Genomic DNA, 26,709 nt, shown 5'->3' on the forward strand with positions numbered 1-26,709 from the left:
TGCTGTCATCATAGTTTCAGCTTTAATAAATTCTTTTTGTCTTCATTTGACTTTTAGCCCCGATTGAAGCATTTGTCTGAGCTCATTTTTCTTTAAGAAAAGAAAAATAGCGAGTGCGGAAAGCGGGAAATAGCTCATAAAAACTAACCGGTCATATTTGAATGGTATTAAAGTCATTGATAAACTGTTTTATATAGATTCTTTATATGACAGATACTCATTTTTCTGAACTCTATTTTTTACCTGAATAAATTTAAAGCTGTATCTTTGCACCGTTTATAAAATATGTATGAAATACGCACAAAATATTCTTGAAACGATCGGAAATACTCCGCTGGTAAAGCTTAACAAAGTTTTGGGAGAAGATTTTCCGGCATTGGTTCTGGCAAAAGTAGAAACATTCAATCCGGGCAACTCTGTAAAAGACAGAATGGCGGTTAAAATGATTGAGGATGCTGAAAAGGACGGAAGATTAAAACCGGGAGGAACAATTATTGAAGGAACTTCGGGAAATACGGGAATGGGACTGGCTCTTGCCGCCATCATTAAAGGATACAAATGTATTTTTGTAACCAATTCCAAACAGTCAAAAGAAAAATGTGATATCCTTCGTGCCGTAGGTGCTGAAGTAATTGTATGTCCTACCGATGTAAAGCCTACAGATCCGCGCTCTTACTATTCGGTATCCAAAAGATTAGCTAAAGAAACGGAAAATGGATGGTACGTCAACCAATATGATAATTTATCCAACAGAGCTGCTCATTATGAGTCGACTGCTCCGGAAATCTGGGAACAGACGGAAGGAAAGCTGACACATTTTGTTGCGGGTGCCGGAACGGGAGGTACCGTTACCGGCTGTGGCACATTCTTTAAAGAAAAGAATCCGGCTATTAAAATTATTGGCGTAGATACCTACGGTTCTATTTTAAAGGAATACCATGAAACCGGCGAGCTTCATTATGATCATGCATACACATATATAACGGAAGGAATCGGTGAAGATATCATTCCGGAAAATTATGATATGTCCGTGATTGACCATTTTGAGAAAGTGACGGATAAAGACGGTGCTATTTATGCAAGAAAGTTAGCTAAAGAAGAAGGTATTTTCTGTGGCTATTCTGCGGGAAGCGCCATTGCTTCTTTAATACAGATGAAAGATCAGTTTACAAAAGATGATGTGATTGTCGTTCTTCTTCACGATCACGGTTCAAGATATGTAGGAAAAGTTTATAATGATGAGTGGATGAAGGAAATGGGCTGGTTGGATTAATATCCGTCTTATTTACCTTTCTTAAACAACAGAAACTCAGAGGAATTTTCTCTGAGTTTTTCATTGTTTTATATTTTCTGTACAGCCTGCTTTAATGATTCATATTCTTCCGGAGTCATTGATTTTTTGGGAAACATATAGTTGTATTTCCCTTCCATGGAAATAAATGTGTCACTAATTTCTGCAGAAGTAAACTCAGTCCAAAGACAGGTCTCTTTCTGATTATTTATATTGACTGTAAATATTTTCTTGTTAAATTTAATCTGATAAATCTCAGCATTTTCCAGTGTTTTCAGATAAGCGGTTACTTCTTTTCTCCAACGTGAAGCTTTGTTGATAGCAACGGAAAGAAAAACAGCACAAAGCAGAAACAGGAAACTGACAAAATATAAAATCCCATATTTTTCTTTGCTTAAATCATCTTTAAAAAAGAAGAGGATCAGCAGAATCAATCCTACCACCAATGTAGTTACAGTTCTCCCTTTTGTGCCCGGTGAAAAAAAAAGGCTTCCTGCAGTCCCACTGAAATAGACTTCTTCAAAATCTTTTCTGTCGATATGTAAATTGATGATTTTATCGTCATTCATTTCTGAGATTATTTAATGGCTATATTTTTACAAAACTAAATTAAATATCTTCATATTTCTCATTAATTACAGAAAGTTTATTCATCAGTTCACGGTTTTTCCGTCTTAAGTGATCCATTTTCTGAAGCATCCCATGAATTACCTCCAACCCGGGAAGATTAATTTCCAGATCATAATGCCAGTTGGTCAGCTTTTCAAAGACAGGCAGGTCTTCATACATCAGATAATGGATTTCATTTTCTGTCTGTACACTTAAAAGACCGTATTCTACCAGTTCATCAAAAAAGGTGATCTCTACATTGTATATTTTTACGAGTTCTTCTCGCGATATTCTTTCAATCATGACTTAGGAATTTTTAAGTTGCTCAAAAAGTTCTTTTTGCTTTTCAGTAAGGTTTGTCGGTAATTTTACCTGATAGGTCACAAATAAGTCCCCAAACTGTCCGTCTTTTTTATACACAGGAAATCCTTTCCCTTTTAACCGTACGGTCATTCCGTTCTGTATACCGGGTTTTACTTTGAGATTAACGCTTCCGGCCAGTGTATTTACCTTGACATCTCCGCCCACCACAGCGGTGTAGAGATCAACAGTTACTTTTGTTTTCAGATCATCACCGGATCTTTCAAAATCCGGATCTTCAGCAATATTGAAGGTGATGTATAAATCACCGGCCGGACCGCCGTTGAAACCAGGATTGCCATGGCCTTTAAGTTTAATCTGCTGACCGTCATACACACCCGCCGGAATGGTAATCCTTACTTTTTTGCCATTAATATCAAAAGTCTGCTGATGCGTAACCGCCGCATCTTTCAAATTTAGAGTCAGTTCTGCCTGAACATCCTGCCCCTTGAATTTTCCTGAAGCGCTCCCTCTTGAACTTCTGCCAAATCCTCCTCCTGCACCTCCGAACATGCTCTGGAAAAAATCTGAAAAATCTTCACCTTCCCCGAAATCAGCGCCGGAAAATCCACCACCGGAATTTCCTCCCTGACTCTGATATTGCCTGTGCTGTTGTTGCTGTGCCTTCTCATACTCTTCACCATGCTTCCAGTGTTCTCCGTATTTATCGTACTTCGCACGGTTTTCGGGATTGCTGAGCACTTCATTTGCTTCATTCAGCTCTTTGAACTGTCTTTCTGCTTCCTTATCATCAGGATTAAGGTCCGGATGCAGTTTTCTTGCCAGCTTCCGGTATGCTTTTTTAATATCATCCGGGGTTGCGCTTTTGTCTACGCCTAAAATTTTATAGTAATCTATATACGCCATAGAAACGTTTTTACTCAAATTTAAGGATTTTGACAGTGAAAAATATATAACGGAATGTTAAAATAAGCCTATCTTTGATTAAAAGCGCTTTATGAAAGAAGTGGTAAAAAACTACTCGGGCATTTTACTTTTACTGCTGGGCATTACCGTGGGAAGCATTCTAGGAATTATGGCACCGGGCATTGTTGACTATGTTAAACCTTTGGGAGATATTTTTCTTAATCTTCTTTTTGTCAGTGTGGTTCCGCTGGTATTTTTTGCGGTCTCCAATTCTATTGCTTCCCTGGAACAGCAGTCTAAGTTCGGGAAAATTATGATGACAATGGCCTTCACTTTCCTGTTCTTTATCCTTACGGCAGCGGTTTTTACCATCGGTGCTGTATATTTATTTCCGGTTTCAGGTGTTTCAGGAAGTAAAGAAATTGTAGAAGCAGCAACAGATAATGAGACTTGGGGAAATCGGATCGTCAGTTTTTTTACAGTTGGAGAATTTACGCAGCTTTTTTCCAGGCAAAATATGCTGGCTCTTTTAATCTTTGCTTTTATGACCGGTTTTTCAGCACGAAAAGCCGGGGAAAAAGGACAGGCTTTCAGGACCTTTATTGCCTCAGGCTATGAAGTGATGAAGGAACTGCTTATGCTGATCATGTACATTGCACCAATTGGGCTGGGCGCTTATTTCGCCTATCAGGTAGCCACTCTGGGACCTCAGCTTTTCGGGTTTTATGCGAAGCCTTTAGGATTATATTATATTGCAGGTGTTATATATTTTCTTGTATTCTTTTCTTTATACGCTTTTATGGCAAACGGCAGGAATGGTGTAAAAAGTTTCTGGACCCATGCTGTTTATCCTACTTTAACCGCACTCAGCACATGCAGCAGTTTTGCCACGATGCCCGCGAATCTGCAGGCGGCATCCAAGATTGGGATTCCGAGCCAGATTTACAACATTGTGATCCCCATCGGAACTACCTTACATAAAAACGGATCTTCGATGTCCTCCATCATCAAAATTTATGTGGCATTTTTAATTATCGGAAGGGATTTTTTCGATCCGGTCAATCTTTTGCTGGCCTTGGGGATTACGGTTTTCGTAAGTATAGTTGCGGGCGGCATTCCAAACGGTGGATACATCGGTGAAATGCTGATGATCTCCGTATATAAGCTCCCTCAGGAAGCGATCCCGGCAGTAATGATTATCGGAACTTTAGTAGATCCTCTGGCTACGGTTCTGAACGCAGTCGGACAGCTGGTCGCTTCAATGTTTGTGAATAGGTTTGTGAAGCTCTGATTTGCGGATCGGACATCGAATTGTTATTGCGAAATTAACATGAATTCTTTCTATAAAGCTATCGGCTTGTATAGTCATCTGAGTTTTACCATTGAGATGGAAAAATCTGAATTTTTTGAAAATTTGAAAAAGATTACTTATAAGACCAACACATCATTCATCACATTAGTTCCTGATTACGGTATTCCTACAAGATTTGAATATAGAGGAACTGTTAATGTAAATGATTTTACACTTAAGAGAAGAAGACATTTTTTTGATTACCATATTTTTCATTGTATAATAAAGGAACTGTTTCAGAAGCAAATGACACAATCTATATTGATGCAGAATTTACTCCTTTCATCTTTCATTTTCTATCTTTTATACTTGTATTGTTACTTTCTCTGTTTATTTCCGTTATAGAGAGTGTAAAGGAGAAGAATTATTTTATTATAGCCCTTCCATGGGTAACAGGAATCATCCAATATTTTATTTTAAAAAGAAATATAAAAAGAGATAAATATAATTTTGAAAGAGAAATATATTATATGCTTCAAAAAAATAATCAATTCAAAATTACAAGTAATTTATTTATTCACTGCGTTTTACAGGTTCTAAATTTCCATATTCTTCTTTCGTAAAGAGTTTATAATGGACTTTAAATGTTTTCCACATCGGGGTTTCCAATGAAAAACCGCCAGGTCCGAAACCGTCTGTCACATCCAATGTAAAATGCGAATACTGCCAGTATTCAAACAGGTCACGGTCGATCCAGAATTCATGTCCGTTGATGGTTCCAATCATGGCATCATTCATTCTGGGATAAAATCCCCCTTTTTCAAAACATTGCGGCTGAGTCCCTTCACAGCAGCCTCCTGCCTGATAGAACATAAGTTCTCCGTACTTTTTTTCGAGCTCCCAAATAACTTCAAGGGCATTTTCGGTGACTGATACTCTGGATATGTTGGTTTCCATTATTTTTTGATTTTCGGGATTATGAAAAAAATTTCTTACTTCATTCCATAAAATTAAATAAAGCCTGACAAATAATCTGCCAGGCCTCATTTTATATTAATAATTAATTTGATCCGGCAATATCAAGAACGATTCTGCCGTCAATCTGTCCTTTTTTCATTTTATCAAAAACGTCATTAATGTCTTCCAGTTTTGCAGCTGTTACAGTTGCTTTTACTAACCCTTCGTTGGCAAAATCCAGGGCTTCCTGAAGGTCTTTCCGTGTTCCGACTATAGATCCTCTCACGGTAATTCTTTTTAAAACCGTTTCAAAAATCGGAAGTTCAAAAGAGCCCGGAGGCAGTCCGTTCAATGCGATGGTACCTTTCCTTCTCAATACATCAATACCCTGTTTAAAAGCAATCGGCGAAACTGCTGTAATCAAGGCTCCATGCATTCCGCCCACTTCTTTATGCAGATATTTACCGGGATCTGTATTTTTTGCATTAACTACAAGATCCGCTCCCAGTTTCTTTGCCAGTTCAAGCTTGTCATCTGCCACATCAATCGCCGCCACATGCATGCCCATCGCTTTGGCATACTGTACAGCTACGTGCCCTAACCCGCCGATTCCTGAAATGGCAACCCATTCTCCGGGTTTTGTTTCCGTTTCTTTCAGGCCTTTGTATACCGTTACTCCTGCACATAGGATAGGTGCTATCTCTAAAAAGTTGACATTTGATTTCAGATGTCCCACATATCTCGAATCGGCAATAACATATTCTGCAAAGCCGCCATCTACACTGTATCCGCCGTTTTGCTGCGCTTCGCACAACGTTTCCCACCCTGTGATACAATAATCGCAGCATCCACATGCACTGTACAACCAGGGTACTCCTACAGCATCCCCTTCTTTCACTTTGGCTTCAGGACCGCAGGCAACCACTATTCCTACTCCTTCATGTCCCGGAATAAGAGGCATTTTCGGCTTTGCAGGCCAGTCCCCTTCTACTGCGTGTAAATCAGTATGACAGACTCCGCAGGCGATTACTTTCACAAGCACTTCATACCTTCCCGGTTCTCTTACAGGAACCTCTTCAATTTTTAGGGGTTGTCCGTAGCCTTGTACTACAGCAGCTTTCATGGTTTTTGGAATCATACGTTTTTATTTAATTTGTTGATAATAGGAATTCTGCTTATCCGAATAACTCAGATAAGACATAAATGGTGAAATATTGCGTGAGGGATAGGAAGGGCGGCGAGGCGCAGCCGAGCCGGTACGGAATGAAATGCAGTACCGAAACAAAGTGTAGCCCTGAATAGCCCGACCGTTTTGTCCTGTTTTAAAAACAGGACAAACGGGCACGCCCTAACATGTAATATTAAAAGAAACCTAATTTGTTCTTGTTATACGAGATAAGCATATTTTTAGTCTGACGATAATGATCCAACATCATTTTGTGGTTTTCCCTACCGATTCCCGACTGCTTGTAACCGCCGAAAGGAGCCCCTGCCGGATAAGAGTGGTATTGATTTACCCAAACTCTTCCCGCCTGGATCTTACGTGGCACATTATACAATTGGTGCGCATCTCTTGTCCATACTCCTGCTCCCAATCCATAGATGGTATCGTTGGCAATTCTAATCCCTTCTTCCTCATCTTTGAATGTGGTAAATGCCAGAACCGGCCCGAAAATTTCTTCCTGAAAGATTCTCATTCTGTTATTTCCTTTAAAGATGGTCGGCTGGATGTAATATCCGTCTTCAAGATCTTCGCCTACATGGTTCACATCTCCTCCTACCAGAACTTCTGCACCTTCTTCTTTTCCTAATTTAATATAAGAAAGGATTTTGTCTTTCTGAATCTTGGAAGCCTGCGCGCCCATCATCACGGTTTTATCCAGCGGGTTTCCTACTTTGATGGCTTTTACCCTTTCGATTACTTTTTCAATGAAGGCATCAGCAATATCTTCCTGAACCAGCAACCTTGAAGGACAGGTACAGATCTCACCCTGATTCAGGGCAAAAAGTACGGCTCCTTCAATCGCCTTATCCAGGAATTCATCATCCGCATCCATTACCGAACTGAAGAATACATTAGGAGATTTCCCGCCTAGCTCCAGCGTTACCGGAATGATATTTTCTGTCGCATACTGCATCACCAACCTACCTGTTGCCGTAGAGCCGGTAAATGCTGCTTTATTAACCTTAGGATTGGTCACGAGTGCTCTTCCCAGTTCCGCTCCGAAACCGTTAACGATATTCACCACCCCGGCAGGAAGCAGATCCCCGATAATTTCCATTAAAACCATGATGGAAATCGGAGTGCTTTCAGCCGGTTTTAACACGACACAGTTTCCTGCTGCCAAAGCAGGCGCCAGCTTCCATACAGCCATTAATATCGGAAAGTTCCATGGAATGATCTGGGCAATTACTCCAAGCGGCTCATGAACAATCAAGGAAACCGTGTCTTTATCCAATTCATTATGAGAGCCTTCTTCTGCCCTGATCACAGAAGCGAAATACCTAAAGTGGTCGACGGCCAGCGGTAAATCTGCCGCCAGCGTTTCCCTTACGGCTTTACCGTTGTCGATTGTTTCTACCGTTGCCAGATATTCGAGATTCTGCTCGATTCTGTCGGCGATTTTATTTAAAATAATACTTCTTTCAGTAGATGAAGTATCTTTCCATGTCTGGAATGCTTTTTCTGCAGCATTAACCGCCAGCTCCAGATCTTCTTTGGATGAATGGGCTGCCTGGGTAAAGTTCTTTCCGTTCACGGGAGAAACAACATCGAAATACTGCCCGTTTACCGGAGGTGTATACTTACCGTCAATATAATTATCATATCTGCTTTTAAATTCAGGCCACTGTAAAACTGATCCTGACTGCTTTTCTGTAACTGTACTCATTTTAATAATTTTTATTTTTGCTGATTCTAAATTTACACAGCCTAAAAATAATTGTATAGCATAATCGTACAAAAAAACTTCACAATCGTATAAAGGCTAAATTTTATCATTTCATTAACAGTGGTATCTGCTGATTATCTTTATATTTGAGTATCAGGCATCCAAAACATTTTTAACAATGAATGATTCTAAATCTTTACTCCATACTCCTGAATTAAAACGGCAGAACCAGCTGTTGAATCTTGTTGAAAACCAAACCGTATTCAACCTGAACAACTGCGAATTTAGCATCTATGAAACCCATCAGGCTGCCTTTAATGTAAAGCTGTATTTTGAAACGATGGCTTTTACGGCGATGCTTCGCGGAAAAAAACATATGAAGCTGGAAAACAAAACCGGATATTTCGATTATTTCCCGGGCGAAAGTGTTTTGGTGGCACCGGGCGAAACGATGGTGATTGATTTTCCTGAAGCTGATGAAACCCCTTCGCAATGTATCTCGTTAAGCCTGAACCCTGAATTCATTGAAGATTCCCTGAATCATTTAAATTATCATACACCTAAAACCGATGAAACCTCCCGGTGGAACATTGAGCTGGATGAATATTTCCTGTTTAACAACCCCTCTTTAGCTTCTGCCACCAACAACATTATGCGGATTGCGATGGACGACAATTCCCAGAAAGATATTATGGCGGATTTTGCTTTGAAAGAGCTGCTGATCCGCCTGATGCAGACCCAGGCCAGAAATATGGTGGAAAAGAACAGGGCTAAGCACCAGTCAAGAATCAGCTTTGTGGTGGATTACATCAGAAAAAACCTTCATCAGAAACTTTCGGTGGAAAGCATTGCAAAATTAGCCTATGTAAGCAAATCCAATTTCTTTAAGATGTTTAAAGATGAGCTGGGAACCTCACCGAATGAATTTATCCTTCATGAAAGAATAACCAAGGCTAAAGAATTGCTGGCAAGCCGGAACAGCATTAAGGAAACGGCCTACCAAACGGGGTTTTCTGATACGAATTATTTCACAAGGGTTTTTAAGCAGCTGGTAGGAACGACTCCGAAGAGCTATCAGGATAAAATAATTATTTTAAGCGAATAATAATCATGATATCGCCTAAAGAGATGATTGAATATTTATTTGGGTTTAAAATAAGTAAAAAAGTAGACTGGATTATTAATTTAATTCTATTAGCTTTCATTATATTGATTGCACTAATAATAAAGAATAAGCACTCCGGATGAAGTGCTTAATTTTTTACCGGATTACTTTTGATAATCGTAATATCTCGCTCCTTTCAGAAACGGGTTTTGCAATTCAACATTTTTCAATCCAAAACCTTTATAGTTTTCATTAACGGATTTTCCCAGTTGCTTCCTGTGCAGTTTTTCATACGTCTCAAAATCGATGGCTGTCCTGTTTTTTAAGTTTTCAAACAAATCCCATTTCTCAACAACGCTTTTCCAGTTCTCAGAAACTTTTCCCGCAAATACTTTTGATTTAGAACCGCTCCCATACCCCAGAAAACCGATTTCTTTTCCGGAAAGCTCTTTATTTTCATCAAAAGAAACCTGTAATGCTGATAGCAATGCCATAAAAATAGAAGCGGTATACATGTTTCCGATTTCCGATGATGCTCTTTGAGACCTTTCGATGGTATCATTAATGAACTGAATGTACTCCGGAGATTTTGCCACTGCCTTCTGTTCTTCAGGATTTGAGTACGGAAGTGTATTTTCCAGGCTGTAGATTTCCGTGAAGACTCTTTTTCCGTGATATGCATACGGAAGGTGAAAGATCATGTATTTCCAGTTTTCATAAGGCTTTGCTGTTCCGGTTATCTGTTTGTAATGATCATACGCTTCTTTTATTCTGTCCTGATAACACTGATTGGAATACTGGCCGTCGAAAACAGGTTCATCCGTGAAAATTTCAATTTTATCAGGGAAATTTTCAGGAGCATCTTTAAGATCTTCTTTGTTAAAATGGCGTCTGGGTTTGAAAAAATCAAAAACACTTTCTGTAGCAACGCCCCAGTTGTTTTCAATTTCCAGTAAGTCCGGCTTTGCAGAAACCAGAAGAGCCACCGCGCCTCCGCCCTGTGTATATTCCCCTGAAGATGCCAGTTCGTATTTGGCATAATCACTGGCGATCACCACGGCTTTTTTATCAGGATTGACTCTTACAAAATCCAATGAATTGTGAAGGGCATCCACTGCTCCGATGCAGGCAAACGTCATGTCCACCACATCACAGTTCTTGAAACATCTTTCTCCGAATTCATTTTCGAGTACTTTCTCCACCATCTGCATGGCATAAGAAGCCGTTGACTTCGCTGCGTCTAAAGCAGATTCCGTCCCCAGATAGATTCTTGCTATTTCTTTTGGATTAAGATGGTAATCATTCATTAATTTCAGCAAAGCTTCTGCCGCAAAAGTGGCAGCATCTTCATGAATATCCGGCAATGCCATTTTGTGAAGGCCCAGTCCTTTTTCCAGCTTTGCGGGTTCAATTCCTCTTTTTTCTGCTAAGTCTTTAATTTCTACATACAAGGAAGGGACATAATAGCTTGCTGCTTCAATTCCAAAAGTCATATCAATCAATTTTACTACGAATTTAAAAAATGTAAACGTTTAATCACTTATGATATTTGACAGATTTTTAAAAATGATTGTGAATTGAAGTTAAAAACAAAAAAAGCACCTCCTTTCGGAAGTGCTCTTAATTTTAAAAGTATCATTAATTATTTAAAATCTTCGATTGCTTTATTGATGGCCTCAATCTGCTTGTTGATGCTTGCGGCATTCTGAGGATTCTGCTTAAGAAGCTCCATCTTTTTACTCAAACCGTCTTTCAGCATTTGGGAAATCATCATTTTCACCTGAGGATTATCGCCCATCTGTCCTTTTGCCTGGCTCACCATTTTGGTAATGCTTTCTGTTGCTTTCAGATTATCTGAAGACATGATCCAGTTGTATCCTTCTTCGGCGGATTTTCCCAATTCGGGATTCTGGAATTTAATGAACGGATAGAATGCTACCAGTGGTGCTATATTTGACATCTGCGAAGTGACTTTATTTTTCACGACAATCGGCAGCATTTGTCCAAGCAAAGTTTCTGATGCGCCTTTCAGGTCAATTTTCTCTGCCAGCGCATTCGCTTTTGAAGGATCAATGGCTACGATTGCCACTACCGAATTTCCTTTTACAGCATTTGAAACGGCATTTGCTCCTTTTTCAAATACCGGCATATACTTTTTATCTTTGGTTTTTGCCAATGCGGAAATAGCTGCTGCCTGAACCAAAGTTTTGGGATCATTTGATGCTAATTTTTCCACCTCCGAACCCATCGCTTTAAACTGTTCTGCATTTGACAGGTCCATCAGCTGCAGGGCTTTGATTCTTGTTCTGAAATAAGGATCCTTCAAAGCGGCCGACAATAATTTTGTTGCTGCCGGATTTTTTCCTACCTGGTCTTTGATTCCGCTTAAAGCATTATACCGGCTTTTGAACTCTTTGGATCCTGAAAACTGCATCAGATTCTGTTCCGGGGTTTTCGTATCGGTAATGTCTGCCAGTAAAACACCGTCTGCATTAATGTTTACCAGATCAGCATTTTTCGAAGTATCAAAGCTGAAGGTATTTTTTGCCTGCGCATTTACCCAGACATTGTATCTTTTCGGCTTTCCGTTGTCATACACATCAATAGCAAGAGGAAATTGAAAAGGCTGATCCTGCGTCTGGTTGATGGTAAGGGCAATCTGTTTTTTAACCGGTTCGAAAGTATAGGAATAATTAATTTTCGGATGTCCGCTTCCGAAGTACCACTGGTTGAAAAACCAGTTGAGGTCTTTTCCTGAAACTTTTTCAAATGACAATCTTAACTGATGGGCTTCAGCGTTCTGGTATTCGTAGGTTTTCAGATAATCCTGCATTCCTGCAAAGAAAGCATCATCACCCAGATAATTTCTCAGCATATGAAGGATTCCTCCTCCCTTCTGATAAGTAACCAGATCAAAAACATCTTCGCGTGAATCATAATTAAAACGTACTAAATCTTTATCAAAATAGCCCGGGGTTGTACGATACATGTTCACATCTTTCATCTGGTGATAATCTGCCTGGTCTTTTCCGTATTTGTATTCGTTCCAAAGATATTCCGAATAGTTGGCAAAAGATTCGTTAACCGTAAGATTGCTCCAGCTTTCTGCCGTTACCAGATCCCCAAACCAATGATGGAATAATTCGTGAGCAATGGTATCTTCCCAGGTATTTTCATCGATCAGCTGTCCCGGTTTCTGTAAAATATCGCTTCCGTGCAAGGTTGCGGTTGTATTTTCCATCGCACCGCTTACGTAATCCCTTCCAGAAATCTGTGCATATTTTGCCCAGGGATAATCATATCCGAGCTTTTTAGAGAAAAACTCCATCATTTCCGGTGTATTCCCATAAATCTGCTTTGCATAAGGCTCGTATTCTTTTTCGATATAATAATCAACCGGAATATTTCTCCATTTGTCTTTTACGATGGCATACTCTCCCACGCCCATGAAGAAAAGATAGGTAGAGTGTCTTTTGTCCATCACCCAGTGATCTGTTCTCAAACCATTGGCTTCTTTTCGTGAATCTTTTAAAATACCGTTTGAAAGCGTTACATATTTGTCAGGAACCGTCATGTAGATTTCCTGAGTCGTTTTCTGATTGGATTTATCAATAGTCGGGAACCATGCAGAAGAAGATTCCGTTTCTCCTTGTGTCCAGATCTGGGTCGGTTTATCCGCATCTTTCCCCTGGGCATTGATGAAATACAGACCTTTTGCATCATTGATCGCTGCGCTTCCCTCCTGTTTTACTTCATTCGGGCGGGCCGTATATTTAATGTATACCGTATAATCCTGATTTTTCTGATACGTCTTGTCTAAAGTAATCTTTAAGACATCATCCTTGTAATCATATTTTAAAGCAGATTTTTTACCATTGTTATCCAAAGCCACTTCATGAATCAGCATTCCTTTGGCATCCAGGGTCAGTTCGTTGGTCGGATAAAAATACGGTGCGGCCGTCAGCCATTCCTCCCCATTCATCTGTTCCTTCTGGTAATCGAAATTTACTTTAAGCTTGGTATGTTTCAGTTCCGTTGCTTTTGTATGGGTCGCTCTGTAGACTTTTTCCCTTCCTGAAGTTTCAGTTTGTGCTGTCATATTTGCGGAAAAGAAAATCCCGCTAAGGATAGCGATCGATAAAACGGCTTTTTTCATATGTATGTAGTACTTATTTCTTAGTATTGTTTTTTGTTAAAATATCGAAAATATCGTTGACTACTGTTTCGTAATCTCCTTTTTTAAACTGTTCTTTGGTTTTGGTAAACGCTTTTTTCAGTTCGCTTTCAGGATTTTCCTCATCGATAATTTCTACAGACTCTACACTTTTCATCTGAAGGATAGCATTTTTCAATGCTTCCAGATCAGCGTTCTGTTCGGTATTTATTTTTAAGTATTTCATTATATTATTCTTTTGTGAATGTTGTTTTTACACCTCCCTGAATGATGTCAAATTGTTTTTTTCCGGATAAAAATTAACTACAATCCCTGCCATATCAAATTTAAAGCTGGTTTCAGAAGTTGCATCCAGCTGGAAAGCACTTTGTCCGGTTGCCTGCGCCATCAGTTTTTTATCCTGGATAAAAATATTGAATTTTACAGGAACCCCGGCACTTGCATAAATGCCTGTGAATTTCTGCAGCTGGGCTTCCGGGATTTCAAGGGTTTTAAAGCTCGGCATTTCAAAATCTTTTCCTGTCGCCGTTAAGATCATTTTATCGAAAATCTCATCGGTATCCACATCCGCCTGGTTCACAACATAACTTACCGCAATCTGCAGGTCAGGAAAATAGAACAATGCTGACCTGAAACCGTCGATTCCGCCGTTGTGCCCAAAACCGGAGATTTTACCGGAAGTGAACTTCACCACTCCGTACCCATAATCATCAATGAAATTTTTCATTCTATCGAGGCTTTCTTTTTTAAGAAGTTTCCCTTGTTCCAATCCGAGAATGAATTTTATAAGTTCAGTGGGTGTTGAGATGATATTTCCCGCGCCAACCGGGATACTCATATCCGTTTCGGGTAACCTATGATATATTCCGTTGGCATACATGTAAGAATTTGCCTGGTTTTTTGAGGAATCAATTGTTCCTCCCGCTTCTGTTAATGTAAGATTCAGTGGCTTGGCAATTTTATCCTTGATTAATTCCGAATATGGCTTTTTATATGTCTTTTCCAGAATAAACCCGAGCAGAATATAGTTGGAGTTGCTGTAGTTATACTTTGATCTCGGTTCAAAATCGCTTTTATATTTTTTAATGATATTGATTAGATCAGTTTCTGTCTGAGGTTTCATATAATACTGAGCATATTCCGCTTCATCCGTCAGGTTATGAATTCCGCTTCTGTGCTGTAATAGCTGCTCAATGTTAATTTTATCTGAATTGGGAATCTCAGGATAGAAATCTGAAAGTTTTCTGTCTAAAGAAAGTGTTTTATCTTCCACCGCTTTCATGACCAGAACGGCCGTAAAAGTCTTACTGATAGAGCCAATACGATATTGGGTATTCATATTGGCCTTCTGCTGTTTTCCGCATCAGAAAATCCTACTGTTTTCAGGAAATTCGTATCGTTCTTATCCGTAAAGGCAAAACTTCCCATTACTTTGTGATGCACAAACAGGGAATCCAGATAATTTCCCAGTTTTTCCTTTACTCTATTTTGAGAAAAAGAAATACCTGAAATGCTGATCACCGAAAGAAAAAGTAACTTTTTTAACATGCATTGAGATTTAATCAATAGGTTGAAAAAATGTTCTGAATGTTACAAAAAAAGTGAAGTTTTGCACTTCACTTTTTAGTTATCCTATTAATAAATATTTCAATTTTAACGGATCCTGTTACAATACTAAAAACAATTTAATAGTAATCTGGTCTTTTTTAATTTCGTAAATCAGCTTAATTTGTTTTTTTCCGATCAGTGTATATTTTACATTAGGAAACTTTTCTAAGGATGGATGTTTAACGATATCTTCAATAATGGTCTGCCTGAATTTTCGGATATCATTTTCTAAAACAGCAATTTCTTTTGCAGTCAGTTCGTTTTTAAAACATCAACAATTTCTTTCAAAGAGACTTTTGCAGTTTCTGAAATCGTAATTCTCATTTTCCATTAAATATTTCCTTTAACACATCATCTGTCAGATCCTGGGTTTTCCCATTTTTGTAATCATTCTCACTCTGCTCCATTACTTTCGCAAAATATTCCGAATCTTCAATTTCTTCCCAAGAATAACTTTTCTCATTTTCAGTAACCTCAATACTCGTAACACCTTTTATCTGGGATAAAAGTTTTTTAATGAAAGGAACATCTGCGTATTCATATAAGCGGATTTTAATTTCCATACTTTCTGAATTTAAATTAAAGGTAATGAAATTATCATTAAAAATTAAATCGCTACGGGTGCTTTAATCCCCGGATGCGGATCATAATTTTCTAACGTAAAATCTTCAAAATCAAAGCTGAAGATATCTTTAACTTCAGGGTTCAGTTTCATGGTCGGAAGCGGCCTAGTTTCTCTTGAAAGCTGTCTGTTCACCTGCTCGAAATGATTATTGTAAATATGAACATCGCCGAAGCTGTGCACATAATCCCCTACTTCCAGATCGCAGACCTGCGCTACCATCATCAGCAATAATGCGTAACTCGCAATATTAAACGGAACCCCAAGAAAAACATCTGCGCTTCTTTGGTATAGCTGCAGTGATAATTTTCCGTCAGCGACATAAAACTGAAACAGCGCATGGCAGGGTGCTAAAGCCATATTGGGGATTTCCGAAACATTCCATGCCGAAACAATCAGCCTTCTGGAATCCGGATTTTTTTTAATCTGATCAATAACTTCAGTGATCTGGTCAACTGCTTTTCCGTCCGCTCCGTTCCAGCTTCTCCACTGCGCGCCGTAAACAAGACCTAAATCACCGTTTTCGTCTGCCCATTCGTCCCAGATAGAGACGCCGTTGTCTTTTAAGTATTTAATATTGGTATCGCCTTTCAGGAACCAAAGCAATTCATAAATAATAGATTTCAAATGCACTTTTTTGGTGGTCACCAAAGGAAATCCTTTAGACAGGTCATATCTCAGCTGGTATCCGAAAACACTTCTGGTTCCGGTCCCAGTCCTGTCAGTTTTGTCAGTTCCGTGATCTAAAATATGCTGTAAAAGGTCTAGGTAATTCTGCATTTTGAAAAGCTGTTTTATGTTCCCAAATTTAAAGAATCTAATTTAAAAGGCCGAATAAAAAGGAGTCATTTTACCAATATCCTGTCCTGCTGTCACATACCAATTAACGAAATTCAGTATTATTTAGTATAATTTGATCTTAACCGGCATTCAAAGGCTGCTTATAATACGGTTACCAAATTTCTTCAATAATCTGGCTGACTGTATTGACGGAGAAACTCTGTCCTTTGGTTAATCCTGTCATAGCCTTCGCCAAAGGAGATTCAGCAGATATGGTCATTATTTTCTGATTGTCCAAAATGATTTCTCCGATGGAAGCCGAGATGTAAAAAACACCTTTGTCTGTTTTTACCAAAGCTCCGTTCTGCACTTTTAAGGAAGGCTCAGAGGTTATTTTCCGGATCAAAACCTGCTGATTTAAAGCTTCATTCAGTTGCCTCTGAAGATTGTTAATCTCCTGCTGAAGCATTTCCCTGCCGGTTTCATACTTGTCGCCCATAGAGCTTTTCGTATCATTGCTCGAAGCTCTGGTTTCCGCAATCAGGTTTTCAAAATTCTGAATTTTCGAAGTGATTTTATTTCTTACTATTTTTATTATTTCCGATTTATCCATTGACTGTTGGTGTAGCAAAGATTTCAAATGTATTAAATACATTGTAATGTTACTATTTGTTTAAAATTATTCAAAGTATTAGCTTAAAAAAATCCTTTCATTAAAAACTGTACTTCTCAGAGCTTGTGATAAGTTTACAAAACGAAGTCAGGCAGCCATGATTTAGCCGCCTGCTCGTTTATTTAGAAAATTCAGTTCTTATTTCTCAAACACAGCGTAGTCTGATACTTTAAAATCAAAGGTTTTACCTTCATCAAAATTCTTTTTCGTTTTATCAAAAACATTTTTGAAAGTCCCGGATACCTGCTCGTCTTCAATACTGAAGCTCACAGGTTCTTTAGACATGTTCAGAACGACCAGTACTTCATTCTGCCCGTTTTTCCTTAGATAAGCTAATATTTTATTATTGGCTGTCGTGTTCAGGAAATAGGTGGTCACCGCCAGGTCACCTCCTCTTAATGCGGGATTTGAAGCCTTCAGGCTGAATAAAGTTTTGTAAAAATCTGACATCCGGTAGCTGCCATCCCATTGAATCGGATCTTTTTCAAAGAACTCCAGCCTTTTCAGATTGGGAAGTTCCTGACCTGAATACAGCAAAGGGATTCCGTTCCAGGTAGCGGAGAATACAGCCATTGGCTTGGTGATATCTCCGTATTTTTCATACTCCGTTCCGTTCCATGAATTTTCATCGTGGTTGGTAGTAAACCAGGCTCTCATAGAACCGTCTCCGATCTTCGAGTATTGAATTAACAGATCTTTCAGTTCCTGTAGCGGCTGGTTTTTCTTGTAGTAGTCTTCAGATTTGTGCATCCATTTCCAGGAATAGCTGGCATCAAAAACTTTTCCATAATCCGGATTTTCAAGCTCATCATATTCCCCGATCCAGAAAAGCGGTTTTATTTTTTCAACTTCCGGGCGGGCTTCTTCCCAGAAATCCACTTCCACCCATGAAGCCAAATCACACCTGAAGCCATCAATCCCGGTTTCCCTGATCCAGAACTTCATGGCATCGATCATGGCATGACGCATTTCCTGGTTTTTATAATCGAGTTCAATAATATCATCCATCCCTGATGCCATATGGAATTTTCCGTCCGGGTCTTTTAAATAAAATTCAGGATGCGTTTTGGTCCAGACATGGTCCCAACCGGTATGGTTGGCTACCCAGTCAATAATGACTTTGAACCCCAGCCTGTGCGCTTCATTCACCATATGTTTAAAGTCTTCCATAGTCCCGAATTCCGGATTAACAGAAGTATAATCTGCGGCTGCATACTGGCTTCCCAGGCTTCCTTTTTTATTTTGCTGTGCGATCGGGGTAACCGGCATAAACCAGAGTGTCTGCACTCCCATTGCTTTCAGTCTCGGCATTTCTTTCTCAAACGACCTGAATGTCCCTTCCTTGGTATATTGTCTTACATTAACTTCATAAATATTAGTCGTATGTCTCCAGTTTTTCGGCAAGTCTGTCATATCTTTTTTTATATTTTGAGTGGCACAGGAAATCATTCCCAGGCTCATTACTGCGATTAAAATTAACTTTTTCATTCAGTACTTTTAACAAAAATAGGAATTGTAACCGAAAAAGGGCATTGTTAGCTTGTGAATTTTATATGACAGAGATGACCAATAAAACTGAATGTAAAACTTTCTCTATTTAAGAACAGAGAAAGCCCCTTATTACTGACATTCAATTTTGTAATAAAAAAACCCTGAATTCTCATTCAGGGCTGATATTTTAATCGTTTTAATTATCTGTCGTCTTCATTATCGTCATCTTCGAAAACATCATCATTGTAGTCTTCTTCTTCCTCATCATCAAAATTATCGTCGTCTTCGTCTGCGAAGTTCCCGCTTGCCATTAAATCATCGTCAAAGCCAAAATCATCGTCCAGCAAGGGCATTGCCGATTTTTTCTTGGATCCTCCGGCCGTACTTTTGGCAGGTGCTTTCAAAGGCACGTTACCGAATCTGTATACGGTAATCGGGTAATTTACCCCTTTTGTTTCGTCAATGATTTCAACAAGTTCGCAGAAGAATTCCCAAAGGTCAAGAAGCCCGTACTGAAACTGTGCCTTGTTTCCTGTATTTTCAAAAGCTTCATCAATGTACACATCCGACATAATTTCACCGTCACCATCGTCACTCATATCTTCCAACGGTACGCTTTTTATGATTGTTCCGTCTTCTTCCAGGAGATTAAATGTAGAAAGTTCCTCTCCCTGCAGGCTGAACGCACTCTTGATCCCTAAATGTAAGTTCCATAGCGTCTGTTTCCCTTTAACTTCGATATCCCGGAAAATATCTTCTTTTGCATCTAATATTACGCGGATTTTATAAACCATCAGTTTTTTAAATTACTTTTTGCCTTTATTATTATGATAAATCTCTATTGCAAATATAAAATAAATGAGATGTGACAAAAAAATATTTATGGATTTTTTAAAACATTTTTTTTCCTTACATTTTGCCGGCATGATTTGCTTTTTCAAGCATAAAACTGAATTTTGTTCCTTCCAGATAAACACTTTCTGCGGTGATATTCTCATTATGGGCTTCCAGAATATGCTTTACAATAGCCAGGCCAAGTCCTGAACCGCCTTCCCTTCTGCTGCGGCTGGTCTCTACCCGGTAGAATCTTTCAAAAATTCTGGGTAAGCTTTCGGATTTTATCCCCATACCGTTGTCTATCACTTCAATTAATACTTTATTCTTAAGAACACTTGTCTTTACCACGACTTTCGCTTCCTGGCGGTTGGCATAGTGAATGGCATTTGAGATAAGATTAATAAAGACCTGTGAAATTTTCTGCTTATCCGCTTCCACAAAAATCTGAGGATGCAAAGTCTGAATCTGTAAAGTAGCGTTATGTTTTTCAGCCTCGAGATCAAGAAGATCAAAAATTTCCTTGATGAGGATATTCACGTCAAATTTGGAAACCGTAAGGTTAATCTCGCCTGCTTCCAAACGGTTGATCATATCCAGATCGGTAACAATTGCAATCAGCCTTTCTACAGATTTATCAATCCTTTCCAGGTATTTATCACGGATCACCAGGTTATCGACCCCGCCATCACGTAACGTTTCCACATATCCCTGAATCGAAAACAGCGGCGTTTTAAGCTCATGGGAAACATTACCGATATATTCTTTACGGTAGCTTTCCATTTCCTTCATCATATCAAGCTCGGTAATTTTCTTCTGATTGAGATCTGAAAACCGCTCCCCCAATTCTTTAATGGTAATATTCTCATTATTGTTATCTACAATTTCCTGCGGCAGGATACGGGAAAGTCCGCGGACCTGTTTTTTACCGTAATAATTAAAGAGCAGCTCCAGTACGATATAATTAATGATAAAAATAAATATAAGACAGATAAAGAGTCCGATTTTGAAGAACGGAGTGCTGTAATACAAGTCCTTCAGCGAATCAAAAATGATTACTAACAGGAACATCACCAGTGTCAGAAGACAGGAGGCTACAAGGGTAAGCCTGTAAAATTTCAATTTTACACTATTTTAGGGGTTGACAGTAAAGATAAGGATTGGAACCGAATATTAAACAATAAGTTTATACCCAATTCCTTTTAAGGTCTGAATGGTATTAATTCCCAGCTTCTCTCTTAGTCTTCTGATGTGTACATCAATCGTTCTTTCTCCTACAATCACGTCATTTCCCCATACTTTTTCCAGAATTTCTTCCCTTTTAAATACTTTTTCAGTATTTGAAGCCAGTAAGTACAGAAGATCGAATTCTTTTTTCGGAAGCAGAAACTGCTGCCCGCTTTTGGAAACCCTGAAATTGTCTTTATCGATAATGAGGTCACCGATTTCAATAAGCTTGGCATTATCCGAAACCTGCGACGTCAGCTGCAACAAGGCATTCACTTTGGAAATAAGGATCTTCGGTTTGATGAGTTTAACGATATAATCATTGGCGCCCGCCTGGAATCCGGCCAACTGTGAAAACTCTTCGCTTCTTGCAGAAAGAAAAACAATCAGGGTTTTCTGAAGCTCTTTGATCCTGCGAAGTTCCTGACAGGTTTCAATCCCGTCTTTTTCCGGCATCATTACATCCAGCAGGATCAGGTCCGGAATAATTTCCCTGGCTTTGTCGATTCCTTCATTACCGTTGGTGGCTGTATATATATCATAGCCTTCCTTTTCCAAATTGTAAGACAGAATCTCTAAAATATCCAGTTCATCGTCTATCAGGAGGATTTTCTTTTGGTTCATTTTTGATTTTTACGAGTCAAAGTTAATAATATTTTAATCACAGTTTAACAAAACGGACATCGTTCACATAAAGTTAACAATAATAATCTTTTCTTAATGTTTAGTTAAGAAAAAATTAAATTTCGCTAAACCATGTACTCCATTAATCTTCCCTTCCTTTGCACCGAAAGAATATAGTAAGAAGAAAAGAAATGAATTTTAGAAAACTGAGTATTGCAGTTTTGTTTTTAACAACATCCGGAACTGTACTTTACGCTCAAGAAACCAAAAACGACACCATCAAGAAAGAAAAAAAAATTGAAGGTGTAGTGATCCAGGGAAGCAGTAACAAGAAAACGGAAACTGCAGTTCTCGTAGAACAAAAAAAGGCAATCATCCAGAAACAGGCTGTAAGTGCTGAAGAAATTTCCAGGAAAGGAATTTCCAACGTTGAGCAGGGTCTTACGAAAGTAACCGGAATCACTACTGTTGAAGGAAGAGGTCTTTTTGTAAGAGGCCTTGAAGAAAGATACAATTATCTTTTAATTAACGGGCTCGGTTCTCCTTCTAACAATCCCTTTCAAAAAATCATTGCTTTAAAGCAGTTCCCGACAGACGTTGTAGGGAAGCTTAATATCTACAAAACATTTAACTCCAATCTATACGGTGACTTTGCCGGAGCGACTTTCGATATTGAAACCTTAACGATTGATAAAGCATTTTCCAAAATTGAATTCAGTGTCGGAGTAAATACATTAAGCACATTCAGGAATAACTTTAAAATTGCTGAAGGGTCAACAGGCATCAATTCTTATTTGGGATTAAATTCAAGAGACAGAAGGCTTCCAACAGAAGTAAGAGAGTACAGACCTAATAGCTATAGCTTTACAAAAGAACAATCGTTAAATTCTTTTAAAGACTCTTGGAACGTAAAAAATATCAAAACTATACCCAATACAAGCATAGGCTTCACCACGGTACAGAAATTCAAGGCCGGTGAAAGCGGAACGCTCGGACTATTGCTTTCCCTGAATCAAGGTTCAAAATATGTTTACAGAGAAGGGGACAACAATCAGTTCAGAGATAATGGACAGAAGGTTGAATTAAGTAATTTATTAACAAAGAAAAGTTACGTATACGAACTTGAATCTTCCGCACTATTTGGTTTAGGGTATAAGAATAAAGGCACAAACGTAAATTTAAATGCTATTTATCTTCAAAATTCTGCAAACATTATTGAAGACTTCAGCGGTTATAAAAACTTCATCAATGAAGACGTACGCTTTTTCAGAACGAACCAGCAGGATATTTCGAGATTTCTCGACATGCAGTTAAACGCTTCTCAAAAATTGGGAGAACGTCATTTATTTAAAGCGGGAGCAAGCTATGTAATGAACAATTACAGCCAGCCGGACAGAAAGATATTTGAACTTACCATGCCTACGGATTTCAATAATGCCGTATTTTCTTATGGAGGTAACAACCTGATCAGACAATACCTGGATGTTGACGGCAAATTCTATGCGTCAGCTTATGGAGAGTATTCCGTATTTCTTGGGAACAAAGGTGAACGTAAAGATTACCCTTTACAGCTGACTGCCGGATACAACGGTTTTGCTGACTTGAGAAAAAATTCGTACCGTTTCATTTTTGGTGTTCCTAATTTCCAATTTGCAAACAATCCTGTTAACGTAAACGTTGATAATATTCAGCCTACCTTAGACAATTCCATCAATAACAACAGATTGTATTACAGAGAAGGTTCCGATGCTTATTCTTATTTATCAAATATTTATCAGTTTGTGAATGCAGGATATGTTCATGCGGATTACAAACCTACTGATAGCTGGGATATTTTAATTGGCGGGCGATTTGAGAATGACATGCGTATTATCCGCTATAATGCCCCAGGTGTTGCAGACAGACGTACACTGGCTCCTAAGATGAATTATTTCCTTCCTTCCCTTTCCGTAAAGAAAGCACTGGATACAAAAAACAATCTTAGGCTGTCTTTAAGCAAAACCGTTACCCGTCCTATCCTGATTGAAACCATGCCGATCGAGTATATCAATCCTGATAACACCTCCGTAAGAGGTAATGAAAATATTAAAAACAGTGAAAACTATAATATTGACCTGAAATGGGAACATTATCCTTCTGCAAAAGAAATGTTTGCGGTAAACCTTTTTGCAAAAAGGCTTGATAACGCTATTGAGAAATCCATAGCACCGTCAGGAAATGCAAGTGGGGTTGTTATTACATTCTATAATGCAAAAAGAGCAACTTTAGCAGGTATTGAATTGGAAGGAATATTAAGTCTGGGAAGGCTATCGGAAGCATTGAATAAATTTACATTTGGCGCCAACGCGACCTTTATGTATTCTGATGTTGACAGAAGTGAAGATCAGTTAAAAACAGAAAGACCGAATATTGTAGGATTTACCGATGATCAGCTTCACAGAAGAGGTTTACAGGGAGCGGCACCTTACACTATCAATGCGGATTTGAAATATGAGTATAAAAACTCTAAAAATTTAAGCAGTACGATCTCTTTAGTGTATAACGTATCCGGATCTAAAATTTTTGCTGTTGGAGGTTCCGGTACCGATAACTATTACGAAAGACCGTTTAACCAGCTGGATTTTGTCTACCAGAATCAAATTGATAAGAACTGGAATATCAAATTCAGAGTACAAAACATGCTGAACAGCAAGTACAGAGTAGAATTAGGTGACAACAGCTATTATCCAGTTGACACAAAAGGTAATTATGCGCTAAACAGTTATTTCAACGGAGTAAACTTCAACTTTACAGTAGGATATACATTCTAAAATCAGTAAAAATTAATCTTAGTATAAAATGAAAAAGAATCTTTTAACTTTATTTTCTCTTACACTCGCTTTAAGTGTAACTCTATCTTCTTGCTCTATTGATATCAATGACGGAGATAACGGTAACGGTACAGTAAATACTCCTGGAACTACTGAAAGTGTTCTTAGCGGAAGCGGAACTCTTTCCGGGACGATTACTAAAGATATTTTAATTAAAAAAGGAACTTATATTTTAGACGGTGTTGTAAAAGTAACCAATGGAGCGACAATTACTATTGAAGCGGGTGCTGTTTTCAACGCTGTTACAACCAAATCCAGCAGCCTGGTAATCCTTCAGGATGGTAAAATTAATGCAGTAGGTACAGCTTCAGAACCGATCGTGTTTACCACGACTACCAAAACACCTGGTGACTGGGGAGGAATCACATTATACGGAAATGCTCCTATCAAAGCGGTAAATGGTTTATCTCAGGCGCTTTCTGAAGATGGAAACAGCGTATATTATGGTGGAAATGATGCCAATTCCAATTCAGGAACCATGAAATTTGTACGCGTAGAATACGGAGGTAAAAAAATCAATGACGGTACTTCCGAAACCAATTCTATGACCTTCTACGCAGTGGGAGCCGGAACTACTTTGGAAAACCTGGTAACTTATAAAGGAACAGATGACGGATACGAATTCTTCGGAGGTACGGTAAGTGCTAAAAATATCGTTTCTTACGGAAACTTTGACGATTCTTTCGACTGGCAGGATGCTTGGAGCGGACAAAACAATACGAACTGGTATGCATTCCAGACCGGAACAGGTAACTTTGGAATGGAAGTAGAGGCTTCTGCAAATGTAGATAATACAGCTCCTAAAATTTCTAATATTACTTTAATCAGAGACAACAATACGAATCCTGAAGTTGCAGGTTCCGTAGAAATTTCAGCGATTCAGTTCAAAAGACAGGGAACGGGGATTTTCTCTAATGTATATATCAGTGGCTATAAAAACATGGGAGGTAAAAACGCTTATGCAGTTCTTATCCAGGATGATGCTACAAATACCAACCAGGTAAATGCAAATCCTACCAAAGTTTCTGTTTCTCCTGTCAACTATGTAAATTCCGATAACGCAGGAGTTTGGGGATACGCTCAGACGAATGGTGGAAAAACATTCACCAATACCTCTACCGTAACCAAAGTTTCCCTACCTGCAGGAGCATGGGCTACTGTAGACGGAGTTAACCTTTTGGCAGGACTACAATAATCAGTAATTAGTTTCTTCATATTAACTGAAACGGCATCGGAAATCTATTTCCGATGCCGTTTTGCATGATTAAGTTTTTTAAAGGATAACCCGGGATTTTGAATTGGGAAATAAACAGAAAAGATGTAATTTGGCTTTTTGAACACAGGGTTCAGATCATCTCAATTCCGTAAAAAGAAAATATACCTACTTATGAAGAAAAATTTTATACCGTTGATTGTCTCTTTACTAATAACCGGTACCTCACTGACCATGATTTCCTGCAAAGATGATGAAGAGATTGCTACCATCCCCGTGGTGGGCATCGCACAGGATCCGGGTAGCTTCAAAGGCGATATTACCAACGGTCAGGTGGTGACCCTGGATGCCACCAAGGTGTATGTCCTTAACGGAGCAGTGAAGGTAAAAGACGGCGGTAAATTAGTCATTCCTGCCGGAACCAGAATTGTTGCGACAGCCGGTGCGGCTTCCTATATCCTTGTTGAACAGGGCGGACAGCTTTTTGCGAACGGCACCACTTTGTCTCCCGTATCATTTTCATCCTCTGCCGCAACACCGGGCAGCTGGGGCGGATTGATTATCTGTGGGAAAGCTCCCGTTAATACAGGCACTACAGATTCTTCTGAAATCGGGAATGCATTGTATGGAGGCACAGCTTCCAACGATAACTCAGGATCTTTCACCTATGTAAAAATACAGTATGCCGGAGCTGATTTTGTTGCGGGTAAAAAGTTCAACGGACTTTCTTTATTCGGGATCGGTAGCGATACGAAAATAGAAAATATCGCCGTCATAAACGGTGCTGAAGACGGCATCCAGCTGTACGGAGGAACTGTTAATGTCTCCAATATCGTATCTGCCGGCAACGAGGATGACGCTTTTGTATGGACCGATGGATGGACCGGAACCGTCAACAATATGTATACCACAAGAAAAGCTGACGGAACGGGAAATACAGGAATCAAAGGGCTGAATAATGCAACCAATGCAGATGCTTCACCAAGATCCAACCCTGTCATCAAAAATGTAACCGTGCTGGGCGCAACTTCCGGAGAGTCCAATGGGATCCGGTTGTATTCCGGAACGTATGCTACACTGGACAATATTGTATTTTCCAAATGTGGATATACTAACTTATCGTCCAGTAAAAGTTAAGCATAAAGCCTTAATTTTAACTTATGAAACGAGAGCGAAAAATATACGATCCAGCTTTTAAAATCAAAGCCGTTCAACTGAGCAA

The 26,709-nt window shown here is 39.0% G+C and carries 24 protein-coding genes; 6 read left to right on the forward strand and 18 right to left on the reverse strand.

Annotated features, from left to right (window positions below; all coding sequences use genetic code 11):
- Positions 1-289 precede the first annotated feature (289 nt).
- Positions 290-1,273, forward strand: a complete 984-nt coding sequence (locus MKJ01_RS14290) for a PLP-dependent cysteine synthase family protein (RefSeq protein ID WP_241614756.1) — start codon at positions 290-292, stop codon at positions 1,271-1,273.
- Between the two features lie 68 nt (positions 1,274-1,341).
- On the opposite strand, the gene MKJ01_RS14295 is transcribed toward MKJ01_RS14290, so the two are convergent.
- From MKJ01_RS14295 to MKJ01_RS14305, 3 genes are read right to left on the reverse strand one after another with little or no spacing between them, the layout of a single operon-like run.
- Positions 1,342-1,860 carry a hypothetical protein gene (locus MKJ01_RS14295; protein WP_241614755.1) on the reverse strand — a complete coding sequence of 173 codons (519 nt, stop codon included), beginning with the start codon at positions 1,858-1,860 and terminating at the stop codon, positions 1,342-1,344.
- A gap of 40 nt (positions 1,861-1,900) precedes the next feature.
- Entirely contained in the window at positions 1,901-2,203 is a 303-nt protein-coding gene (locus tag MKJ01_RS14300; protein WP_241614754.1) for a chaperone modulator CbpM, read from the reverse strand.
- A 3-nt stretch (positions 2,204-2,206) separates the two neighbouring features.
- A complete protein-coding gene (locus MKJ01_RS14305) occupies positions 2,207-3,127 on the reverse strand; it encodes a DnaJ C-terminal domain-containing protein (protein ID WP_241614753.1) in 921 nt (306 codons plus the stop codon).
- Positions 3,128-3,218: 91 nt separating this feature from the next.
- Between MKJ01_RS14305 and MKJ01_RS14310 the strand changes: the two genes are divergently transcribed.
- Positions 3,219-4,418, forward strand: a complete 1,200-nt coding sequence (locus MKJ01_RS14310) for a dicarboxylate/amino acid:cation symporter (protein WP_241614752.1) — start codon at positions 3,219-3,221, stop codon at positions 4,416-4,418.
- A 573-nt stretch (positions 4,419-4,991) separates the two neighbouring features.
- On the opposite strand, the gene MKJ01_RS14315 is transcribed toward MKJ01_RS14310, so the two are convergent.
- The 3 genes from MKJ01_RS14315 to MKJ01_RS14325 all read right to left on the reverse strand — a co-directional run bounded on the left by MKJ01_RS14315 (position 4,992) and on the right by MKJ01_RS14325 (position 8,266).
- Positions 4,992-5,375 carry a DUF779 domain-containing protein gene (locus tag MKJ01_RS14315; protein ID WP_241614751.1) on the reverse strand — a complete coding sequence of 128 codons (384 nt, stop codon included), beginning with the start codon at positions 5,373-5,375 and terminating at the stop codon, positions 4,992-4,994.
- A gap of 103 nt (positions 5,376-5,478) precedes the next feature.
- On the reverse strand, positions 5,479-6,513 hold the full coding sequence (gene adhP, locus MKJ01_RS14320; protein ID WP_241632666.1) for an alcohol dehydrogenase AdhP: 1,035 nt from the start codon (positions 6,511-6,513) through the stop codon (positions 5,479-5,481).
- 223 nt (positions 6,514-6,736) lie between these two features.
- Positions 6,737-8,266, reverse strand: coding sequence for an aldehyde dehydrogenase family protein (locus MKJ01_RS14325; protein WP_241614750.1), 1,530 nt, complete (start codon positions 8,264-8,266; stop codon positions 6,737-6,739).
- A 178-nt stretch (positions 8,267-8,444) separates the two neighbouring features.
- On the opposite strand from MKJ01_RS14325, the gene MKJ01_RS14330 reads away from it, so the two are divergent.
- On the forward strand, positions 8,445-9,371 hold the full coding sequence (locus tag MKJ01_RS14330; RefSeq protein WP_241614749.1) for a helix-turn-helix domain-containing protein: 927 nt from the start codon (positions 8,445-8,447) through the stop codon (positions 9,369-9,371).
- 164 nt (positions 9,372-9,535) lie between these two features.
- On the opposite strand, the gene MKJ01_RS14335 is transcribed toward MKJ01_RS14330, so the two are convergent.
- The 12 genes from MKJ01_RS14335 to MKJ01_RS14390 form a co-directional block, all read right to left on the reverse strand.
- Positions 9,536-10,864, reverse strand: coding sequence for a hydroxymethylglutaryl-CoA synthase family protein (locus tag MKJ01_RS14335; protein ID WP_241614748.1), 1,329 nt, complete (start codon positions 10,862-10,864; stop codon positions 9,536-9,538).
- A 149-nt stretch (positions 10,865-11,013) separates the two neighbouring features.
- Positions 11,014-13,527 (reverse strand): M1 family metallopeptidase, encoded by a 2,514-nt coding sequence (locus tag MKJ01_RS14340; RefSeq protein WP_241614747.1) that lies wholly within the window; start codon positions 13,525-13,527, stop codon positions 11,014-11,016.
- A gap of 13 nt (positions 13,528-13,540) precedes the next feature.
- Positions 13,541-13,771, reverse strand: coding sequence for a hypothetical protein (locus MKJ01_RS14345; RefSeq protein WP_241614746.1), 231 nt, complete (start codon positions 13,769-13,771; stop codon positions 13,541-13,543).
- A 27-nt stretch (positions 13,772-13,798) separates the two neighbouring features.
- Positions 13,799-14,884: a serine hydrolase gene (locus MKJ01_RS14350; protein ID WP_241614745.1), complete on the reverse strand. Its 1,086-nt coding sequence runs from the start codon at positions 14,882-14,884 to the stop codon at positions 13,799-13,801.
- Positions 14,881-15,093 (reverse strand): hypothetical protein, encoded by a 213-nt coding sequence (locus MKJ01_RS14355; RefSeq protein ID WP_241614744.1) that lies wholly within the window; start codon positions 15,091-15,093, stop codon positions 14,881-14,883. Before MKJ01_RS14355 ends, MKJ01_RS14350 begins: the two co-directional genes overlap by 4 nt.
- 380 nt (positions 15,094-15,473) lie before the next feature.
- Positions 15,474-15,716 (reverse strand): hypothetical protein, encoded by a 243-nt coding sequence (locus MKJ01_RS14360; protein ID WP_241614743.1) that lies wholly within the window; start codon positions 15,714-15,716, stop codon positions 15,474-15,476.
- Positions 15,717-15,760: 44 nt separating this feature from the next.
- The gene (locus MKJ01_RS14365; RefSeq protein ID WP_241614742.1) at positions 15,761-16,555 is read right to left on the reverse strand and encodes a thymidylate synthase; all 795 of its coding nucleotides are present in this window, start codon (positions 16,553-16,555) and stop codon (positions 15,761-15,763) included.
- A gap of 172 nt (positions 16,556-16,727) precedes the next feature.
- Positions 16,728-17,168, reverse strand: coding sequence for a hypothetical protein (locus MKJ01_RS14370; RefSeq protein WP_241614741.1), 441 nt, complete (start codon positions 17,166-17,168; stop codon positions 16,728-16,730).
- Positions 17,169-17,366: 198 nt separating this feature from the next.
- Positions 17,367-18,716 carry an alpha-amylase family glycosyl hydrolase gene (locus tag MKJ01_RS14375; RefSeq protein ID WP_241614740.1) on the reverse strand — a complete coding sequence of 450 codons (1,350 nt, stop codon included), beginning with the start codon at positions 18,714-18,716 and terminating at the stop codon, positions 17,367-17,369.
- Between the two features lie 203 nt (positions 18,717-18,919).
- Positions 18,920-19,513, reverse strand: a complete 594-nt coding sequence (locus MKJ01_RS14380; RefSeq protein WP_241614739.1) for a plasmid pRiA4b ORF-3 family protein — start codon at positions 19,511-19,513, stop codon at positions 18,920-18,922.
- A gap of 115 nt (positions 19,514-19,628) precedes the next feature.
- Positions 19,629-20,675 carry a cell wall metabolism sensor histidine kinase WalK gene (locus MKJ01_RS14385; RefSeq protein ID WP_241614738.1) on the reverse strand — a complete coding sequence of 349 codons (1,047 nt, stop codon included), beginning with the start codon at positions 20,673-20,675 and terminating at the stop codon, positions 19,629-19,631.
- A gap of 51 nt (positions 20,676-20,726) precedes the next feature.
- Entirely contained in the window at positions 20,727-21,404 is a 678-nt protein-coding gene (locus tag MKJ01_RS14390; protein ID WP_241614737.1) for a response regulator, read from the reverse strand.
- A gap of 191 nt (positions 21,405-21,595) precedes the next feature.
- Here MKJ01_RS14390 and MKJ01_RS14395 point away from each other — a divergent pair, with 191 nt between their 5' ends.
- From MKJ01_RS14395 to MKJ01_RS14405, 3 genes are all read left to right on the forward strand, one after another.
- Positions 21,596-24,214, forward strand: coding sequence for a TonB-dependent receptor plug domain-containing protein (locus MKJ01_RS14395; RefSeq protein ID WP_241614736.1), 2,619 nt, complete (start codon positions 21,596-21,598; stop codon positions 24,212-24,214).
- A 28-nt stretch (positions 24,215-24,242) separates the two neighbouring features.
- Complete coding sequence (locus tag MKJ01_RS14400) at positions 24,243-25,469, forward strand: hypothetical protein (protein WP_241614735.1); 1,227 nt, start codon at positions 24,243-24,245, stop codon at positions 25,467-25,469.
- Between the two features lie 192 nt (positions 25,470-25,661).
- Positions 25,662-26,624, forward strand: a complete 963-nt coding sequence (locus MKJ01_RS14405) for a hypothetical protein (RefSeq protein ID WP_241614734.1) — start codon at positions 25,662-25,664, stop codon at positions 26,622-26,624.
- Positions 26,625-26,709 lie beyond the last annotated feature (85 nt).

The organism is Chryseobacterium sp. SSA4.19 (assembly GCF_022601875.1).
Lineage (GTDB): Bacteria > Bacteroidota > Bacteroidia > Flavobacteriales > Weeksellaceae > Chryseobacterium.

What these genes read in the sequence shown, in the direction of transcription:
- adhP (WP_241632666.1), bottom strand. Translation starts at nt 6,513, where the DNA reads ATGATTCCAAAAACCATGAAAGCTGCTGTAGTACAAGGCTACGGACAA.
- MKJ01_RS14375 (WP_241614740.1), bottom strand. Translation starts at nt 18,716, where the DNA reads ATGAAAAAGTTAATTTTAATCGCAGTAATGAGCCTGGGAATGATTTCC.
- MKJ01_RS14325 (WP_241614750.1), bottom strand. Translation starts at nt 8,266, where the DNA reads ATGAGTACAGTTACAGAAAAGCAGTCAGGATCAGTTTTACAGTGGCCT.
- MKJ01_RS14395 (WP_241614736.1), top strand. Translation starts at nt 21,596, where the DNA reads ATGAATTTTAGAAAACTGAGTATTGCAGTTTTGTTTTTAACAACATCC.
- MKJ01_RS14360 (WP_241614743.1), bottom strand. Translation starts at nt 15,716, where the DNA reads ATGGAAATTAAAATCCGCTTATATGAATACGCAGATGTTCCTTTCATT.
- MKJ01_RS14295 (WP_241614755.1), bottom strand. Translation starts at nt 1,860, where the DNA reads ATGAATGACGATAAAATCATCAATTTACATATCGACAGAAAAGATTTT.
- MKJ01_RS14400 (WP_241614735.1), top strand. Translation starts at nt 24,243, where the DNA reads ATGAAAAAGAATCTTTTAACTTTATTTTCTCTTACACTCGCTTTAAGT.
- MKJ01_RS14405 (WP_241614734.1), top strand. Translation starts at nt 25,662, where the DNA reads ATGAAGAAAAATTTTATACCGTTGATTGTCTCTTTACTAATAACCGGT.
- MKJ01_RS14315 (WP_241614751.1), bottom strand. Translation starts at nt 5,375, where the DNA reads ATGGAAACCAACATATCCAGAGTATCAGTCACCGAAAATGCCCTTGAA.
- MKJ01_RS14390 (WP_241614737.1), bottom strand. Translation starts at nt 21,404, where the DNA reads ATGAACCAAAAGAAAATCCTCCTGATAGACGATGAACTGGATATTTTA.
- MKJ01_RS14365 (WP_241614742.1), bottom strand. Translation starts at nt 16,555, where the DNA reads ATGCAGAATTACCTAGACCTTTTACAGCATATTTTAGATCACGGAACT.
- MKJ01_RS14350 (WP_241614745.1), bottom strand. Translation starts at nt 14,884, where the DNA reads ATGAATACCCAATATCGTATTGGCTCTATCAGTAAGACTTTTACGGCC.
- MKJ01_RS14380 (WP_241614739.1), bottom strand. Translation starts at nt 19,513, where the DNA reads ATGGTTTATAAAATCCGCGTAATATTAGATGCAAAAGAAGATATTTTC.
- MKJ01_RS14355 (WP_241614744.1), bottom strand. Translation starts at nt 15,093, where the DNA reads ATGTTAAAAAAGTTACTTTTTCTTTCGGTGATCAGCATTTCAGGTATT.
- MKJ01_RS14370 (WP_241614741.1), bottom strand. Translation starts at nt 17,168, where the DNA reads ATGGATAAATCGGAAATAATAAAAATAGTAAGAAATAAAATCACTTCG.
- MKJ01_RS14335 (WP_241614748.1), bottom strand. Translation starts at nt 10,864, where the DNA reads ATGACTTTTGGAATTGAAGCAGCAAGCTATTATGTCCCTTCCTTGTAT.
- MKJ01_RS14345 (WP_241614746.1), bottom strand. Translation starts at nt 13,771, where the DNA reads ATGAAATACTTAAAAATAAATACCGAACAGAACGCTGATCTGGAAGCA.
- MKJ01_RS14300 (WP_241614754.1), bottom strand. Translation starts at nt 2,203, where the DNA reads ATGATTGAAAGAATATCGCGAGAAGAACTCGTAAAAATATACAATGTA.
- MKJ01_RS14310 (WP_241614752.1), top strand. Translation starts at nt 3,219, where the DNA reads ATGAAAGAAGTGGTAAAAAACTACTCGGGCATTTTACTTTTACTGCTG.
- MKJ01_RS14330 (WP_241614749.1), top strand. Translation starts at nt 8,445, where the DNA reads ATGAATGATTCTAAATCTTTACTCCATACTCCTGAATTAAAACGGCAG.
- MKJ01_RS14290 (WP_241614756.1), top strand. Translation starts at nt 290, where the DNA reads ATGAAATACGCACAAAATATTCTTGAAACGATCGGAAATACTCCGCTG.
- MKJ01_RS14340 (WP_241614747.1), bottom strand. Translation starts at nt 13,527, where the DNA reads ATGAAAAAAGCCGTTTTATCGATCGCTATCCTTAGCGGGATTTTCTTT.
- MKJ01_RS14305 (WP_241614753.1), bottom strand. Translation starts at nt 3,127, where the DNA reads ATGGCGTATATAGATTACTATAAAATTTTAGGCGTAGACAAAAGCGCA.